The organism is Parapedobacter koreensis (genome assembly GCF_900109365.1).
GTDB lineage: Bacteria > Bacteroidota > Bacteroidia > Sphingobacteriales > Sphingobacteriaceae > Parapedobacter > Parapedobacter koreensis.
Genome location: NZ_FNZR01000010.1, coordinates 42,379 through 56,612, shown reverse-complemented (window position 1 = coordinate 56,612; position 14,234 = coordinate 42,379). Strand labels below are relative to the sequence as shown.

At 46.5% G+C, this 14,234-nt stretch carries 15 protein-coding genes; 10 read left to right on the top strand and 5 right to left on the bottom strand.

The features are described from left to right. Nucleotides 1-20 precede the first annotated feature (20 nt). The 7 genes from BMW65_RS20080 to BMW65_RS20050 all read left to right on the top strand — a co-directional run bounded on the left by BMW65_RS20080 (nucleotide 21) and on the right by BMW65_RS20050 (nucleotide 6,184). On the top strand, nucleotides 21-461 hold the full coding sequence (locus BMW65_RS20080; protein WP_090608275.1) for an SPOR domain-containing protein: 441 nt from the start codon (nucleotides 21-23) through the stop codon (nucleotides 459-461). Between the two features lie 15 nt (nucleotides 462-476). Continuing rightward, nucleotides 477-1,658, top strand: coding sequence for a M20 metallopeptidase family protein (locus BMW65_RS20075; protein WP_090608273.1), 1,182 nt, complete (start codon nucleotides 477-479; stop codon nucleotides 1,656-1,658). A gap of 16 nt (nucleotides 1,659-1,674) precedes the next feature. Then, complete coding sequence (locus tag BMW65_RS20070; RefSeq protein ID WP_090608271.1) at nucleotides 1,675-2,232, top strand: hypothetical protein; 558 nt, start codon at nucleotides 1,675-1,677, stop codon at nucleotides 2,230-2,232. 3 nt (nucleotides 2,233-2,235) lie between these two features. After that, nucleotides 2,236-2,733 carry a GNAT family N-acetyltransferase gene (locus BMW65_RS20065; protein WP_090608269.1) on the top strand — a complete coding sequence of 166 codons (498 nt, stop codon included), beginning with the start codon at nucleotides 2,236-2,238 and terminating at the stop codon, nucleotides 2,731-2,733. A 126-nt stretch (nucleotides 2,734-2,859) separates the two neighbouring features. Then, nucleotides 2,860-3,588 (top strand): nucleotidyltransferase, encoded by a 729-nt coding sequence (locus tag BMW65_RS20060; protein WP_090608267.1) that lies wholly within the window; start codon nucleotides 2,860-2,862, stop codon nucleotides 3,586-3,588. 10 nt (nucleotides 3,589-3,598) lie between these two features. Next, the gene (locus tag BMW65_RS20055) at nucleotides 3,599-4,378 is read left to right on the top strand and encodes a metallophosphoesterase family protein (protein ID WP_090608266.1); all 780 of its coding nucleotides are present in this window, start codon (nucleotides 3,599-3,601) and stop codon (nucleotides 4,376-4,378) included. Between the two features lie 18 nt (nucleotides 4,379-4,396). Further along, complete coding sequence (locus BMW65_RS20050; RefSeq protein ID WP_090608503.1) at nucleotides 4,397-6,184, top strand: glycoside hydrolase family 15 protein; 1,788 nt, start codon at nucleotides 4,397-4,399, stop codon at nucleotides 6,182-6,184. Here the strand turns inward: BMW65_RS20050 and BMW65_RS20045 are convergent. Continuing rightward, entirely contained in the window at nucleotides 6,174-8,369 is a 2,196-nt protein-coding gene (locus BMW65_RS20045) for a bifunctional alpha,alpha-trehalose-phosphate synthase (UDP-forming)/trehalose-phosphatase (RefSeq protein WP_090608264.1), read from the bottom strand. The genes BMW65_RS20050 and BMW65_RS20045 overlap by 11 nt on opposite strands. A 227-nt stretch (nucleotides 8,370-8,596) precedes the next feature. Between BMW65_RS20045 and BMW65_RS20040 the strand changes: the two genes are divergently transcribed. Beyond that, nucleotides 8,597-10,159 (top strand): FAD-dependent oxidoreductase, encoded by a 1,563-nt coding sequence (locus BMW65_RS20040; RefSeq protein ID WP_090608263.1) that lies wholly within the window; start codon nucleotides 8,597-8,599, stop codon nucleotides 10,157-10,159. On the opposite strand, the gene BMW65_RS20035 is transcribed toward BMW65_RS20040, so the two are convergent. After that, nucleotides 10,156-11,286 (bottom strand): polysaccharide pyruvyl transferase family protein, encoded by a 1,131-nt coding sequence (locus BMW65_RS20035; RefSeq protein ID WP_090608261.1) that lies wholly within the window; start codon nucleotides 11,284-11,286, stop codon nucleotides 10,156-10,158. The genes BMW65_RS20040 and BMW65_RS20035 overlap by 4 nt on opposite strands. An 85-nt stretch (nucleotides 11,287-11,371) precedes the next feature. After that, the gene (locus BMW65_RS20030; protein WP_090608259.1) at nucleotides 11,372-11,569 is read right to left on the bottom strand and encodes a KTSC domain-containing protein; all 198 of its coding nucleotides are present in this window, start codon (nucleotides 11,567-11,569) and stop codon (nucleotides 11,372-11,374) included. Between the two features lie 114 nt (nucleotides 11,570-11,683). Between BMW65_RS20030 and BMW65_RS20025 the strand changes: the two genes are divergently transcribed. Further along, a complete protein-coding gene (locus tag BMW65_RS20025; RefSeq protein ID WP_090608258.1) occupies nucleotides 11,684-12,460 on the top strand; it encodes an SDR family NAD(P)-dependent oxidoreductase in 777 nt (258 codons plus the stop codon). A gap of 11 nt (nucleotides 12,461-12,471) precedes the next feature. Here the strand turns inward: BMW65_RS20025 and BMW65_RS20020 are convergent, their stop codons facing one another. Next, nucleotides 12,472-12,834 (bottom strand): response regulator, encoded by a 363-nt coding sequence (locus tag BMW65_RS20020; protein ID WP_177181233.1) that lies wholly within the window; start codon nucleotides 12,832-12,834, stop codon nucleotides 12,472-12,474. Between the two features lie 142 nt (nucleotides 12,835-12,976). Between BMW65_RS20020 and BMW65_RS20015 the strand changes: the two genes are divergently transcribed. Further along, the gene (locus BMW65_RS20015) at nucleotides 12,977-13,243 is read left to right on the top strand and encodes a SemiSWEET family sugar transporter (protein WP_090608254.1); all 267 of its coding nucleotides are present in this window, start codon (nucleotides 12,977-12,979) and stop codon (nucleotides 13,241-13,243) included. 24 nt (nucleotides 13,244-13,267) lie between these two features. On the opposite strand, the gene BMW65_RS20010 is transcribed toward BMW65_RS20015, so the two are convergent. Then, nucleotides 13,268-14,059, bottom strand: coding sequence for an SDR family NAD(P)-dependent oxidoreductase (locus BMW65_RS20010; protein WP_090608252.1), 792 nt, complete (start codon nucleotides 14,057-14,059; stop codon nucleotides 13,268-13,270). Between the last annotated feature and the right edge of the window lie 175 nt (nucleotides 14,060-14,234).

Genomic DNA, 14,234 nt, shown 5'->3' with positions numbered 1-14,234 from the left:
CAAAATAAGGAGTATAGATAATGGTAAAAAGTCTTGTATTTACTGCGCTGTTGTTCTGTACGGGTTGTGTAGCAAGTTATGCGCAGCAACGTGGAGAGGTAGAAATTGTGGCAGACCCGTTGATCAGCTTGATGCAGCGCAGTCGAAAAGGCACCAATATCACGGCTGCAACGACCAATGCTCCACCTGTAGACAGAAAAAATGCTACACGTACGACAGCGATGGGCTTTCGCGTCCAGGTTTATTCCGGATCCAATCGGACGGAAGCCTATGCCGAACAGGCACGTTTTAAAAGCCTATACAAAGATATTGACACCTATGTCAGTTATGAAGAGCCCAATTATCGGGTGAAGGTAGGGGATTTTAGAAGTCGTGCAGAGGCACAGGAGCTCATGCAAGGATTGCGTAGGCAATTCAACAATGTGTTTATCTTTACCGAGGAAATTTATATTTACCAATAAAGGGCAACACGGAAGATGAAAAATACGATCGGCGTTCTTGCTACCCAAATTTATGAAAAGACTGTAGCCCGGCGGAGGCACTTACATCAACATCCCGAACTGTCATTCGAAGAATACCAGACCTCGGCTTTTGTAAAGGCTGAATTGGAACGGTTAGCGATCCCTTATCGTCCCATGGCCAACACCGGATTGGTTGCACAGATTGTCGGCGAACAACCTTCGGATAGGGTGGTAGCCCTGCGGGCAGACATGGATGCACTGCCGATCACGGAAGTTGAAGGACGTGAATACGGTTCGAAACACAGAGGTGTAATGCACGCGTGTGGGCATGATGCGCACACGGCATCATTATTGGGGACGGCCGATATCCTGCAGTCGTTGAAAGCGAATTTCGGGGGTACCGTCAAACTGATTTTCCAACCGGGTGAAGAGCGGTTGCCGGGAGGCGCGAGCCTGATGATTAAGGAGGGCGTATTGCAGAACCCCATCCCGCAAGCTGTGATCGGACAGCATGTGATGCCCTTGATTCCTGCTGGTAAGGTGGGTTTTCGTGCCGGTAAATACATGGCATCAACAGATGAGTTGTACATCACGGTAAAAGGTAAGGGCGGGCATGGTGCACAACCCCAGCAAAATATCGATCCCGTGGTGATCACGGCGCATATCATTACCGCGCTACAGCAAGTCGTGAGCCGCATTGCCGACCCAAAAATGCCAAGTGTGCTATCCATAGGCAAGGTAATTGCCAATGGGGCGACTAATGTCATACCCAACGAGGTTTATATGGAAGGGACTTTTCGTACGTTTGACGAAAAATGGCGTAAAGAGGCCCATGTACGGATGCAGAAAATTGCTGTCGGCATTGCTGAAAGCATGGGCGGCACATGCGATTTTGAAGTCCGTGTAGGGTATCCATTCCTGGTCAATGAAGAGAAATTAACCGCCAGGGTGAAAGGATATGCCGAAGAGTTCCTCGGCAAGGAAAACGTAATTGACCTTGACCTTTGGCTTGCAGGCGAGGATTTTGCGTATTATTCGCAGGCGGCTGATGCCTGTTTTTATCGCTTGGGTACCGGCAATGAGGCCAAAGGCATCACGTCGGCTGTCCACACGCCCACGTTTGACATCGACGAAAGTGCATTGGCCGTAAGCACGGGTTTGATGGCCTATATTGCATTGCGCCAATTGGGCAATTAAATCTACGTTCCAACCCATGTCTTCGCATCACATTGTCAAGGAAGACCAAGAACCTGCGCTAATCATTGCAGATATTGAGGGTGTCGCATGGCCCCAATTAAACCAATTGATGGAATGGAATCCCATTGTGGTCACTAATGGCGAGACGGTTAAACCCATAGCCGAGCTGGGTGTTCACGTGGATATACTTATCACCGATGGGCAGTTGGTTTTGCCCCAAAGCGACATCATCACCTTACCTTTGGCGGGTACATTTTTAGATACTGCGCTGGCTTACCTATTGAGAAGGGGATGCAAAGCAGTTAATATTGTATCCAATAACGTGGATTTAGAGGTGCTGCTTCGGTATGCCGACATGAATGTCGTTTTATTGGGTAATGGTAGACGCGTATTTGCGGCTAAGTCCGGTTTCCGTAAATGGAAGCCTCAAGGTGAATCGGTATATGCATACACTGCAGTAAGCTATACCATGGGTCTGATTCTTCAGCAGGAAAACCATTATATCACTGAAAAAGATGGTTTTTATTCCCTCTATTTTGCAGTACAGCGTGGGTTAGTGGGCGAATGTATATAAATCATGAATACGATTACCATCCAGGCTGCGACATTGTCCGATGTGGAAACTATCCATCGGTTGGCCCATGAAATTTGGTGGCCCACATACAATAAGCTATTGACTGCCGCCCAAATCAGCTTCATGTTGGAGCAGATTTATTCGGCAGATGCTTTGTTAAACCAAATGGAAGCGGGCCAATGTTTTTCCTTTGCTGTGAAAGACCGTAAACCGATTGGGTTTGTCGGCTTCCAACCCAAACCATTAGCTATCCGCACCATGCGTATTGAAAAACTGTATATCCTCCCCTCCATGCAGGGGCATGGAATAGGAAAGCTACTGATCGACCACGTTGCCCAACACGCATTGGCGGTCGGTATGGACTGCCTGGAGTTAAATGTATACCGGCATAACCCGGCAAAGGCCTTTTATGAAAAGCAAGGTTTTGCCATTGTAACGGCCGTGGAGATTCCTTATCATGGCTATATGCTGAACGATTACATTATGCAAAAACAACTATAACTAAGACCGGTAAATTCCCTAAATGCCTGCTTTTTTGTCGTAATTCCAAACAATGGCATCCCGAAGATTGTCTCTCAACAGGGAAGCATAGTACCCTATTGGGAATTGCGATAGTTCACAAGAGCAATGATTAACGAAAAAACAACAACCTTTTATTGTGATGCACTGACATTATTGAAAAATAACCAATGTGACTTTATGATCGGGGGCGGGCATGCGGTTGTCCATTATACCGGTATCCATCGGGCTACCAAAGATTTAGATATCTTCTGCCAGCCGCAGGAATATCCGAAGATCTTAAAGTGTTTTGCAGAGAATGGGTATCGTACGGAACTGACCGATTCGAGGTGGTTGGCCAAAGTATTTAAAGGGGATTATTTTATTGACATTATTTTCGATACGGTAAATAATATCTGCAAGGTGGATGACACGTGGTATGCGTATGCTGAAGAAGGAGACTTCTGCGGCATACCTGTCAAATTTGTCCCACCGGAAGAATTGGTTTGGTGCAAGATATATGTGCAGAATCGGGAGCGGAACGATAGCGCCGACGTAAACCACCTGCTGTTGAAGACTGGTCACGGGTTGGATTGGGCACGGCTATGGAAACGACTGGATACCCATTGGCACCTGTTGCTGGCGCAACTGTTGATTTTCCAGTTCGTCTACCCGTCCGATTACCGCAGCATTATACCGGATTGGTTGTTCCATGATTTAATTAGTCGGGCAAAAGAGCAATATGATTTGCCTCCTTCCTTGGAGAAAGTATGTCGGGGGCCGCTGATCGATCAGACGCAGTATGAAGTGGATATCAAAGATTGGAATTATAAAGCATATACCATCATGACGGTTTAATCGAAAGCTTATGGAAACAACGAAGAAATCAATACGGATAGCTGCGATAGGAGATCTGCATGTACGGGAAACAGACCGGGGAAAATGGAAGGACTATTTTGCAGCAATCAACAAAGAAGCAGATATTTTGGTCATTGCGGGGGATATTACGGATACAGGTGATGAGGATGAGGCCATGTTGTTCGCCGAAGAGCTGAAGGGCAGCAGTATCCAATTGGTCGGTGTGTTGGGCAACCATGATTATGAGAAGGGGCGTCATAAAATCATTAAGGAGGTGCTTCAGCAAGCTAATATGCAGGTATTAGATGGTGAATCCACCGTGATAGCAGGCATAGGCTTTGCCGGTATTAAAGGGTTTGGTGGCGGATTTGGGCCAAGGATGCTCTCCCGATTTGGTGAGGACATGATGAAATCATTTGTACAGGAGGCCGTTGATGAAGGATTGAAGCTGGAACGGGCATTGTCCAGGCTGGGGCAACACCAAGGAGAAATCCCGAAAATAGCTATCATGCACTATGCTCCTATCCCCGAGACCGTAGAGGGAGAGCCTTTGGAAATTTATCCGTTTCTGGGATCTTCAAGGCTGTTGGAGCCATTGCAACGAACCAAGGTGGAAGCCGTCTTCCACGGACATGCACATATGGGTAAGTATGAAGGGCAAACTCCGGACGGGACTAAGGTGTGGAATGTATCATTACCCATTCTAGCCCGTCAAGGGAAGGCCGTTCCTTTCCATCTTCTGGAAGTGGAAGCCATACCCGAAGAATTTGAAGGAACACCGATTAAATAATGCTATTTTTGAATGTATATGGATAAACGACACGTTTATAACAGTGGAATAATTGGAAATTGTGCTTATCTGGCACATATTCAAAAGGATACGAATGTTTCTTGGTTGTGTTGGCCGTCTTTTGATAGCTCATTCATTTTTGGTAGTCTTTTGGATGCCACTAAAGGAGGCCGGTTTTCTATCCAACCTGCAAATGAGTACAGCAGCAAACAATATTATATTGAAAATACAAATGTGCTGCGTACGGAGATCACTACGGCTGATGGAAGCTACCGGATTACGGATTTTGCCCCACGTTTCAGGCAATATGAACGCTATTTCAAACCACTGATGTTTATCCGGAAAATCGAGCCGTTAGACAATCGCCCCCGTATCCGCGTGGTGTGCGATCCAGTAAGTGCATATGGGCAGCGTTCGTTTACTAAATACCGTGGAAGCAACCATGTGGAATTTGGCAATGGTATAGAACAACTACGGCTGACGACCAACGTACCGATAAGCCATTTTTTTGGGGAGGAATCTTTCGTGTTGAGTGAAACCAAGTATTTGGTATTGACATATGGACAACCGCTCGAAGCACCCCTTGAACGTACTGTCGAGCACTTTCTTCGTGAGACCATCGGTTATTGGCGTACATGGATAAAGCATGCAACGATATCATCCTTTTATCAAGCAGCTGTAATTCGCTCCGCACTTGCCTTAAAAATCCACCAGTATGAAGATACGGGGGCCATCATTGCCGCAGGTACCACAAGTTTGCCCGAACATCCTGGGAGCGGGCGCAATTGGGATTACCGGTATTGCTGGCTACGCGATAGCTACTATGTCATCACAGCGCTAAACCATATCGGGCAATTTGAAGAAATGGAGCAGTATGCCAATTACATCACCAATATTACCCACGTGGATACCGGCAGGCTTCAGCCGCTCTATGGCATAAATGGCCAAATTGAATTGACGGAGCATATTTTAGATGATTTGGATGGTTATCAGGGGAACAAACCTGTGCGAATAGGAAACCAAGCCTACGAGCATATCCAAAATGATGTATATGGGCAGGCAATGATTGCCTTATTGCCTTTATATACCGACTACCGCTTTGTTTTCAACGAGCGTTCGGATGCAGGCCGTTGGGTAGATTATATCCTTCAGAAAATCGAGAAGACCATGGATGAAAAAGACGCGGGAATATGGGAATTTCGAAATTTCGCCAACCATCATTGTTATTCAAACCTCTTTCAATGGGCGGGTAGTTCAGCGGCTTGTAAGATTGGCCGGACGATTGGCGACCAACAAATGGTAGACAAAGCAGCGGCGTTGATGAACCGGGCTGCCCAATATATCGAAGCTTGTTATGACGCGGAGCGGCAGGTATACACCAACGCTGCGAGTAGTCCGCACCTGGATGCCAGTACGTTGCAGCTCATCATGATGCATTACTTGGATCCAGCTTCCGAAAGGGCGCGCAATCATCTTGCCGCCTTGGAGCGTGAGCTGAAGACGCCGCAAGGGCTTTTTTACCGATACCTCCACTCGGACGATTTTGGCAAGCCAAAATCGACGTTTCTGATTTGTGCCTTTTGGTATGTGGAAGCGTTGGCCTGTGTAGGCCGCGTGGACGAGGCCGTCGCTACCTTTGAACGATTGCTGACCTATGGCAATCACCTGATGCTATTCAGTGAGGATATCGACGAATCTAACGGGAGCCAATGGGGCAACTTTCCCCAAGCATATAGTCATGTAGGACTGATGAATGCCGCCTATCGCATTTCGATGAAACTGGATCGGCCTATATTTATTGGCTAACCGGCTTACCCATTGCCGCAAGTTTGGTCAGCAAGACACGCACATCACGTTGTTGTTTCAGATAAAATTTTGCTGCGGATACTTCTGTTCCAACCTTGATGGTACAGGCCTCCGGTGGCAGCACTTGAAAGGTATCCTCATCTGTGCGATCATCTCCGATAGACAGGATGAAGTCATATCGGTTTTCATGAAGGATATCCAAGGTCGCCCGGCCCTTGTTTACTTCTGCACTTCGTATTTCTACTACCTTGTCACCGTCCAATAGCTGTAAGCCATAGGCGGCAGAATAATCGCGTAGGTTTTCAATGAGTTCGTGCGCCCGCAATGCGCCCAAATCCCGTTGTACTTTGCGATAATGCCAAGCTAATGAGAAGCTCTTTTCTTCCACAAAAGCCCCCGGTGTGCGGTCGGCATATGATTCCATTAGCGCACTTACCTCATCCTTCCAAGCGCTGGAGAGTCCGCTCTTGAGTTTCCAATCCGATTCCGGCTCCTTCGTCCAGACGCCGTGTTCGGCTATCAGGCTATACGGCCGGCCGTGGAACCATTTTTCCAAGGTGCCATGTTTCCGCCCACTGATGATGACCAAATGGTTATGCATGTCGGCTTCCAACTCGTCAAGCAGTTGATAAAGCTCTTCATCCGGGAATGCTTTGTCAATATCGTCTTGGAATCCCACCAGCGTGCCATCATAATCGAGCAGTAATAATCTACTGCTGGCATTTTTATATTGGGTAATGATGTCTCGTTCGATGTTTGCACCAACCAACCTGGCTTTGGTCGTAGATTGTACGTTTTTAGTGTCTTGTAATTTATTCATGAATAAGGTCGCCCAATGTTGTACATTAAACTTAAATACGAGCGCACGCATGGATTTCATGCGTTTTTTCATTTCTGCTGTTGGCATATTCAAGGCAGTCAACAACGCATTACGGATATCGTGGATATCATTTGGGTTGACGATGAGTGCGTCGATGAGCTCTTTGGCCGCCCCTGCTATTTCACTCAGGATGAGCACGCCGGTTTCATCGTTTCTGCTGGCGATATACTCTTTACTAACCAAGTTCATCCCGTCACGCATGGGCGTCACTAAACAGACATCAGCCACATTATACAATGCCGAAATCTCTTCAACCGGGTATCCGTGATAGAAGTAGGCTACAGGATACCAATCATATAACCCATACTTGGCATTGATATGGCCCACCAACCGGTCTATCTGGTCCTTAAGTTCCTTGTACCGGGGTACGGTATCCCGGGAAGGCACAACGATCATATATAGTGTGACCCGCTTATGAAAGTCGGGATTCTCCTGCAGGAATAAATCGAAAGCCTCAAGCCGTTGTGTAATGCCTTTGCTGTAATCCAGCCTATCGATGGAAAGGATGATTTTCTGCTCAGCAAAAGCAGCTTTTAGTTCAGCAACCCGATTCAATACGGCTTCATCTGACGACAAGGCTGAAAACCGCTTGCTATCAATGCCCATTGGAAAAGGTTCTACAAACACGGTGCGATCATCCACTTCCAAGCGGTTTGAATTGTTGTTGGTCGCAGTAAGGCGGGTAGCCGAGCTGATAAAATGGCGTACATCATCAAAGGTATGGAAGCCCAGCAGATCAGCACCCAGCATGCCTTCCAATAATTCCCGACGCCATGGAATAAGCCGGAAGAGCTCTTGTGAAGGAAAGGGGATGTGCTGGAAAAAGCCGATGGACGCTTCCGGAAGAGCTTTTCTGAGCAACCCTGGGAGTAGCAATAGCTGGTAATCATGTACCCAAATCGTATCATCTGGAGCGGCATGCTCAAGTACCAGGTCCCTGAATTTTTCATTTACATTGACATACGTTTCCCAATTGCCCAAATCATAATTGGCATAAGAAGGGAGGTAATGAAAAATGGGCCACAATACTTCGTTGGAAAATCCCTCATAAAACCCTTTGATTTCTTCATCATTCAGAAAAAGCGGAATTAATCGTTTTTCTTTCAACTTGGATGTGAAATACGCTTGTTGGTCGGTATCTTCTACAGAAACACCCGGCCAGCCTATCCAACTATTTTCCCCTTGTGCATGAATGGAAGCAAGCCCAGTGGCCAGTCCGCCTTCACTGGGTTGTAAGGTATAGCTGTCTCCTTCTGTGATGATTTTAATGGGCAACCGATTAGATACAATGATTGTTTTACTCACTTTACCTCAATAAATATGTTTACACGCCTGCCTGTTTGCGGATAGACGGGTGATTCATAAAAAACATTGATGCCTAATCCGGTGCAGGAGGTATACGGCATAATTAGGAATGCCGATTTGATTCAATGCTCACAATATAAGAATAAACAAGCAAAAAGCAAAAAGTTTGGTCGCATTTGCAATAAACAATACGAAACTTCCCATGTTATCATTGAAAACAACACGCTATGAAAATCAGTTCGGCTGACACATCCACGATGAATTCTTTGAAGAGAGATGGGGTACTATCCAGCCCATGGCAATCATCCGCTACAGCATGGGCACAGCGGACAGGAAGGGAAAATACGGCAGCGGACAGGACGTGGGATGTGCTTATCGCCGGAGGGGGCATTACTGGATTGACTACGGCATTGCTTTTGCAAGAGGCCGGTTTGGCTTGTATAATCGCCGAAGCCCGTCATGTCGGATTTGGCACCACGGGTGGGACGACATCGCACATTAATACGATGCTTGACACACCGTACCATACCATCGAAAATAATTTTGGTACTTCGGGAGCTAAATTGGTGGCCAACGCTGCGCGTATGGCGCGGGATCTCATCGCCCGTAACGTATCAGCCTACCAAATCGGTTGTGACTTTGCATACAAAGACGGAGTGCTCTTCGCCCAGACGGAGAAAGAAGCCGGGGAACTTGAAAAAATCTATCAGGCATCCCTACGGGCTGGCGTAGAAGTCGAGCGTACCACAAGCATACCGCTTCCGTTGGATTTCGTCCAAGCCATTCAATATCGTAAACAAGCGCAGATGCATCCCATCGATTATTTGCATGCGCTTGCGGACGCCTTTGTAAAAAAAGGAGGTGTGATAATAGAAAATGCAAGGGTCGAAGACGCTGTCCGCGAGAATGACATTCATCAGGTACAGACAAGCGGCGGCCTTATCCGTGCCCAGCGATTGGTGTATGCCACACATATCCCTCCCGGGATGAATATGTTGCATTTACGGTGTGCACCCTACCGTAGTTATGTGTTGGGTGCACAACTTGTAGACGGCGACTATCCAAGTGAGCTGGCTTACGATATGCAGGATCCTTACCATTACTTCCGTAGCCACCTGCTTGATGGTAAGCCTTATCTAATTTTTGGCGGAGCAGACCATAAGACCGGACATGGAGATCCCCGCATGGCCTTCCAAGAATTGGAAATTTATATACGCAAACACTTTCAGGTCGCATCCATTGACTATCGGTGGTCGGCCCAATATTTTGAGCCATCAGACGGATTGCCTTATATCGGCAAACTGCCAGGAGACGAAGAAACCTATGTGGCCACGGGATTCAGTGGAAACGGTATTTTATTTGGAAGTTTTTCTGGGTTATTACTGACCGATCTCATCTTGGGTAAGGAAAGTCCCTATGAAAAACTATTTTCACCGTCGCGCATCAAGCCCATTGCCGGGTTTGCCAATTTTGTGAAGGAAAATGCAGATGTCGCCTATCGGTTTGTGGCGGATAGGATAGCGGTCGAGCGGCTGGACGCGTTGGTCGCGCTGGCTCCAGAGACAGGAGCCGTGGTGAAGTATGAAGATAAGCAAATAGCGGTGTATAAATCAGCCACAGGAGCTGTCAAGGCCCTGAGTCCTGTGTGTACACACGCAGGTTGCATCGTGGTTTGGAATGACGCGGAGAAAAGCTGGGATTGCCCTTGCCACGGAGGGCGCTATGACACCAATGGACAAGTGCTTACCGGCCCACCCCGAAAAGATCTGGAAGTTATTCCCCTTGCTTAACATCGAAATGTAGCGCAGTTTTCCATGATATCCAGCATGAGCTGATGGGTAAGCTTTGATTTGGTTTGAATAGCGGGTAATTTTTCACTTATTTGCTTGCGGATATCCTCTTGGTTGTCCCAAAACTGATCAATGTAGGCAATAAGTCTGCCAGCGTTTACCAAATGTAGTGGTGGCATGTCAATGCCCAGTTCGGACAATAATCCTTTTACTTTAGCGGCGTATGGCAGAGCGACAAAGGGCACGTTTTGCAGGGCAGCGAAAATCAGGAAATGTAAGCGCATGCCCACAGCAAAATCGCAGTGCTTCATAATGGACAGCAACTGGCCCGGTGAGTATTCGCCTTTCAGCACATGGGCATACTGCGGGCGGAGCATCAATGAAATGACTGCATGGGAATGTTGGAGGTCGCGATGATGGCGCTCCGTTGGAATGAAGAGGATGTCAGCGCCAAAGCGATCGACCATGTAATCTGCGGCGTTGGCGAGCAGGGAATGGTATTTTTCTTCATCTAAATCAGGGGCTGCGCCCCCCGGCTCCCTTACGGACATCGCGATCAGCCTACGCTCCGTGTTGAGTTGTTCCTTTACCAACGTAGCTTGGTCTATGGGCTCGGGCGTAAGGAGGAATGCCGGATCGGTAGTTACATGTATTGCTTTGGTCACGCCGATGCTTTCCAATAAATGTTTTGAATCGACATCACGAACGGTAATGAGGTTTACCTTGTTTAAGGTATCACTGATTTCGGGATATAGCGAGCGGTTTTCCAGCGGCCCTGCACCGATAGCGTATAACATCACTGGCACACCCTGTTCATTGGCAATCTTTACCTCGCGTAGGTACAGCAAAATGTCCTGATCATACAAAATGCCTCCCCCACCCAAGATAAATAGGTCCAAATCGGCAATATAAGGTTTTATTTCATTGAGCGAAAGATCCCTTACGCTGACTACATTATCGGCCTGATGCCTATTGTTTGTGTCATCCGCGTGGCGGGAGAAAACGGTGATTTCGGCATCCAATGAGCCCTTTATTTGATGGAGCATTACCTGTAGTATGGCTTCGTCGCCCAGGTTCATGCCACCATAAGATCCGGAGATTCCAATTTTGAGTTGTCGATTAAGCATAACAAGCAAAGTGAGGTGATAGCTGAATAGTCTACAATTGATATTGGCTGTTTGTTTCCCAAAGGAACCAAACGGTAAAAATATTTTAACCAACCCGGTCGAACGGATATTGTTGAGCAATATACCTGTTAAAATATTTTCCCTTGGATCGGGCCTGCCTCAATCCAATATAGATCATTTCAGGGACATCGTAATAAAGATAAACCGCCCCGGTCTGAAAGGTAATTTTCAAAATGCTATTGCCTTCATTGTAGTCCATATATTTAATAACGCTTGATGGCATATCTTACTTGTCTACTGTGAGTAACCTCCTGCATGAAGGTTTGTTTGGTGGGTGCTACCGAAACAAATGGCGGTGTCTCCTGTTATTTTTATACAGCATTAATGAAAAAACCAAATGGCGAGACTAAAAACCAAAGTGGCATTAATTACCGGATCCGATTCAGGAATAGGCCGGGCTATTGCGATTGCTTACGGCAAAGAAGGGGCAAACGTGGTGGTTACGTATCGTTCGGATGAGGAGGGGGGCAAGCGTACGACAGCCGATATCATCGCTGCCGGGGGAGAAGCGATATGCCTTCAGCTGGATGTAAGCGACGAAGCTAAAGTAGCGCAGGTATTTGATGAAGTTATCCAAAAATATGGGAAAATAGACCTCTTGGTCAATAATGCGGGTATCAACGGTAGTAATGTGCCTGTCGCGGAAATGGATACCTCAACGTTTGACAGATGTATAAAGACCAATCTTTATGGTTCTTTTTTTTGTACGAGAGCATATCTCCAAAGGCGGAAGGGCATCACGTCTGGCGGTAATATCATTTTTGTCAGCTCTATTCATGAAGAAGTCAATACCGCTGGAAATGCAGACTACAACGCCTCCAAGGCCGGGGTAAAGAATTTCAGCCGGAGTCTCGCCTTGGAACTTGCCGATAAAAATATCCGCGTCAATAACATTGCACCGGGCATGATATTAACGGAGATGAACCAAGAAGCCGTAGAAGACGATACGGTGAGAAAAGAAAAGGAGCAATACATTCCCATGAAGCGAGCGGGAAAACCGGAGGACGTCGCGCAAATCGCCGTATTCCTCGCTTCCGCCGATAGCGATTATGTCACCGGCGCAACCTACGTGGTAGACGGTGGATTAATGATTCATCTCGGACAAGGTGCCTGATAGCGACGTATCTACTGGGGTAGATAATGTAGGTTGACCACGTCAATCACATCATAGATATCAAACGGCTTACGGATATACGTCGTCGCTCCACACTGTTCGGCTATTTTATCGATATCCTGCAAGGCAGAAATAAGCACGATGGGTATACCAGCGGTTTCTTCATCTGCTCGCAGTTCTCTGCAAAGATCGCTTCCCCAACCCCAATTTAAGTTTTCATCTAAAAGTATTAATCCGATTTGGTGTTGTTTCAATTTTTTCTTGATCGCTTTTCCATTATCGGTTATTACCTCATAATCTTCAAACTGCATAAATTCCGAAACGATGTCTAACATGTCGCCATCATCTTCCACATACAGGATTTTTTTCGCCATAGTCAATTTCCACTGCCCATCCATGGGGCATACCTCGTGAGCAAATTTAACACATGAGCCCATTAGAATATAATAGTTCTTAATTTTTTTTGATATATCTTCTCACAGAGAACTATTTTACCGGCATGATGTTATCCTTGTTATGGGTTTTATCGAAATATTAGGACTCATTGCAGGTATCTGCACTTCGTCAGCTATTATTCCTCAAATCATCACCACGATTAAACGGAAAAAGGCTAAGGATGTGTCGGTATTTATGTTTGTTGTGCTCAGCACGGGCAATAGTTTATGGATATATTATGGGGTTGAAAAAAGCGATATGCCAATTATTGCTACCAATATACTGGCACTGTCGCTCAATGTGGTTATGATAGTCTTAAAATACAATTATCGGAAGGCCAAATCTTGAGTTGCGCGGTTGGGGATTACCCTGCTACTCGTCTGCCGGCTCTTGTTGCTTGCGCAATGTATCTGTCGCTTTGGCATCGGTCAATACATTACCTATCGCCACCTGCATTTTGTTTTTAAAACCCGATACGATCAGGTCTTTTCCGTCCATCATGGCTTTGTATCCATCTTTGGCTACATCAGCAGGATCGGCCAAATCACCTTCCTGAACTATTTTTGATGCTTCCATATCCGCTTTGTTGAAGAAGTCCGTATCCGTAGCACCGGGCAATAGCGACGTGATGGTAACGTGGGTATTTCGGGTTTCGTTGCGAATCGCTTCACTAAAGAAATGGACGAATGCCTTTGTGCCATGATAAACGGCCTGATAAGGTCCGGGTATCTTCCCCGCTATGGAAGAAACGTTGAGTATTTTTCCCGAATTACGGGCTACCATGTCCTTTAAAATGGATTTCGTAAGCACGATGCACGCGTTGATGTTTAGTTGAATGATAGCCAGTTCCCTGTCTAAATCGGTGTCAATAAATTCACCGTACACCCCTTGCCCTGCATTGTTGATGAGGATATCCACAGGGATGTTTTTTGCCTTTATTGCGTCAATCACTTCGCGGGGAGCTTCAGGATTGAACAGATCCTTTTGAATAGTTATTACCTCTATAGGGTGTAGCTGTGAGAGTTCACCGCTGACGCGATCCAATTCTCGCTGATCGCGTGCGATGATAACCAAGTTGTAACCATCTGCCGCCAATAGCTTAGCTAGTTCTAATCCAATGCCGCTCGTTCCCCCAGTCACCAGCGCAAATTTTTTTGTATTCATGATCCTTCCTCCATTGTATTATGCGCTGCAAACTTTACACCAACCGTGGTTAGTGTAACGTAGTGTACATCTACATGGCAAAGAATCCACTTTAGTAAACATCAAGGCTAAAAAATAGTACACTATGCTATTTACTTATACCTATTTGTTATACCTAACGTTAAGGACGAGTTCT

What these genes read in the sequence shown, in the direction of transcription:
- BMW65_RS20060 (WP_090608267.1), top strand. Translation starts at nt 2,860, where the DNA reads ATGATTAACGAAAAAACAACAACCTTTTATTGTGATGCACTGACATTA.
- BMW65_RS20015 (WP_090608254.1), top strand. Translation starts at nt 12,977, where the DNA reads ATGGGTTTTATCGAAATATTAGGACTCATTGCAGGTATCTGCACTTCG.
- BMW65_RS20050 (WP_090608503.1), top strand. Translation starts at nt 4,397, where the DNA reads ATGGATAAACGACACGTTTATAACAGTGGAATAATTGGAAATTGTGCT.
- BMW65_RS20080 (WP_090608275.1), top strand. Translation starts at nt 21, where the DNA reads ATGGTAAAAAGTCTTGTATTTACTGCGCTGTTGTTCTGTACGGGTTGT.
- BMW65_RS20055 (WP_090608266.1), top strand. Translation starts at nt 3,599, where the DNA reads ATGGAAACAACGAAGAAATCAATACGGATAGCTGCGATAGGAGATCTG.
- BMW65_RS20040 (WP_090608263.1), top strand. Translation starts at nt 8,597, where the DNA reads ATGAAAATCAGTTCGGCTGACACATCCACGATGAATTCTTTGAAGAGA.
- BMW65_RS20065 (WP_090608269.1), top strand. Translation starts at nt 2,236, where the DNA reads ATGAATACGATTACCATCCAGGCTGCGACATTGTCCGATGTGGAAACT.
- BMW65_RS20035 (WP_090608261.1), bottom strand. Translation starts at nt 11,286, where the DNA reads ATGCTTAATCGACAACTCAAAATTGGAATCTCCGGATCTTATGGTGGC.
- BMW65_RS20020 (WP_177181233.1), bottom strand. Translation starts at nt 12,834, where the DNA reads ATGGCGAAAAAAATCCTGTATGTGGAAGATGATGGCGACATGTTAGAC.
- BMW65_RS20010 (WP_090608252.1), bottom strand. Translation starts at nt 14,059, where the DNA reads ATGAATACAAAAAAATTTGCGCTGGTGACTGGGGGAACGAGCGGCATT.
- BMW65_RS20075 (WP_090608273.1), top strand. Translation starts at nt 477, where the DNA reads ATGAAAAATACGATCGGCGTTCTTGCTACCCAAATTTATGAAAAGACT.
- BMW65_RS20030 (WP_090608259.1), bottom strand. Translation starts at nt 11,569, where the DNA reads ATGCCATCAAGCGTTATTAAATATATGGACTACAATGAAGGCAATAGC.
- BMW65_RS20070 (WP_090608271.1), top strand. Translation starts at nt 1,675, where the DNA reads ATGTCTTCGCATCACATTGTCAAGGAAGACCAAGAACCTGCGCTAATC.
- BMW65_RS20025 (WP_090608258.1), top strand. Translation starts at nt 11,684, where the DNA reads ATGGCGAGACTAAAAACCAAAGTGGCATTAATTACCGGATCCGATTCA.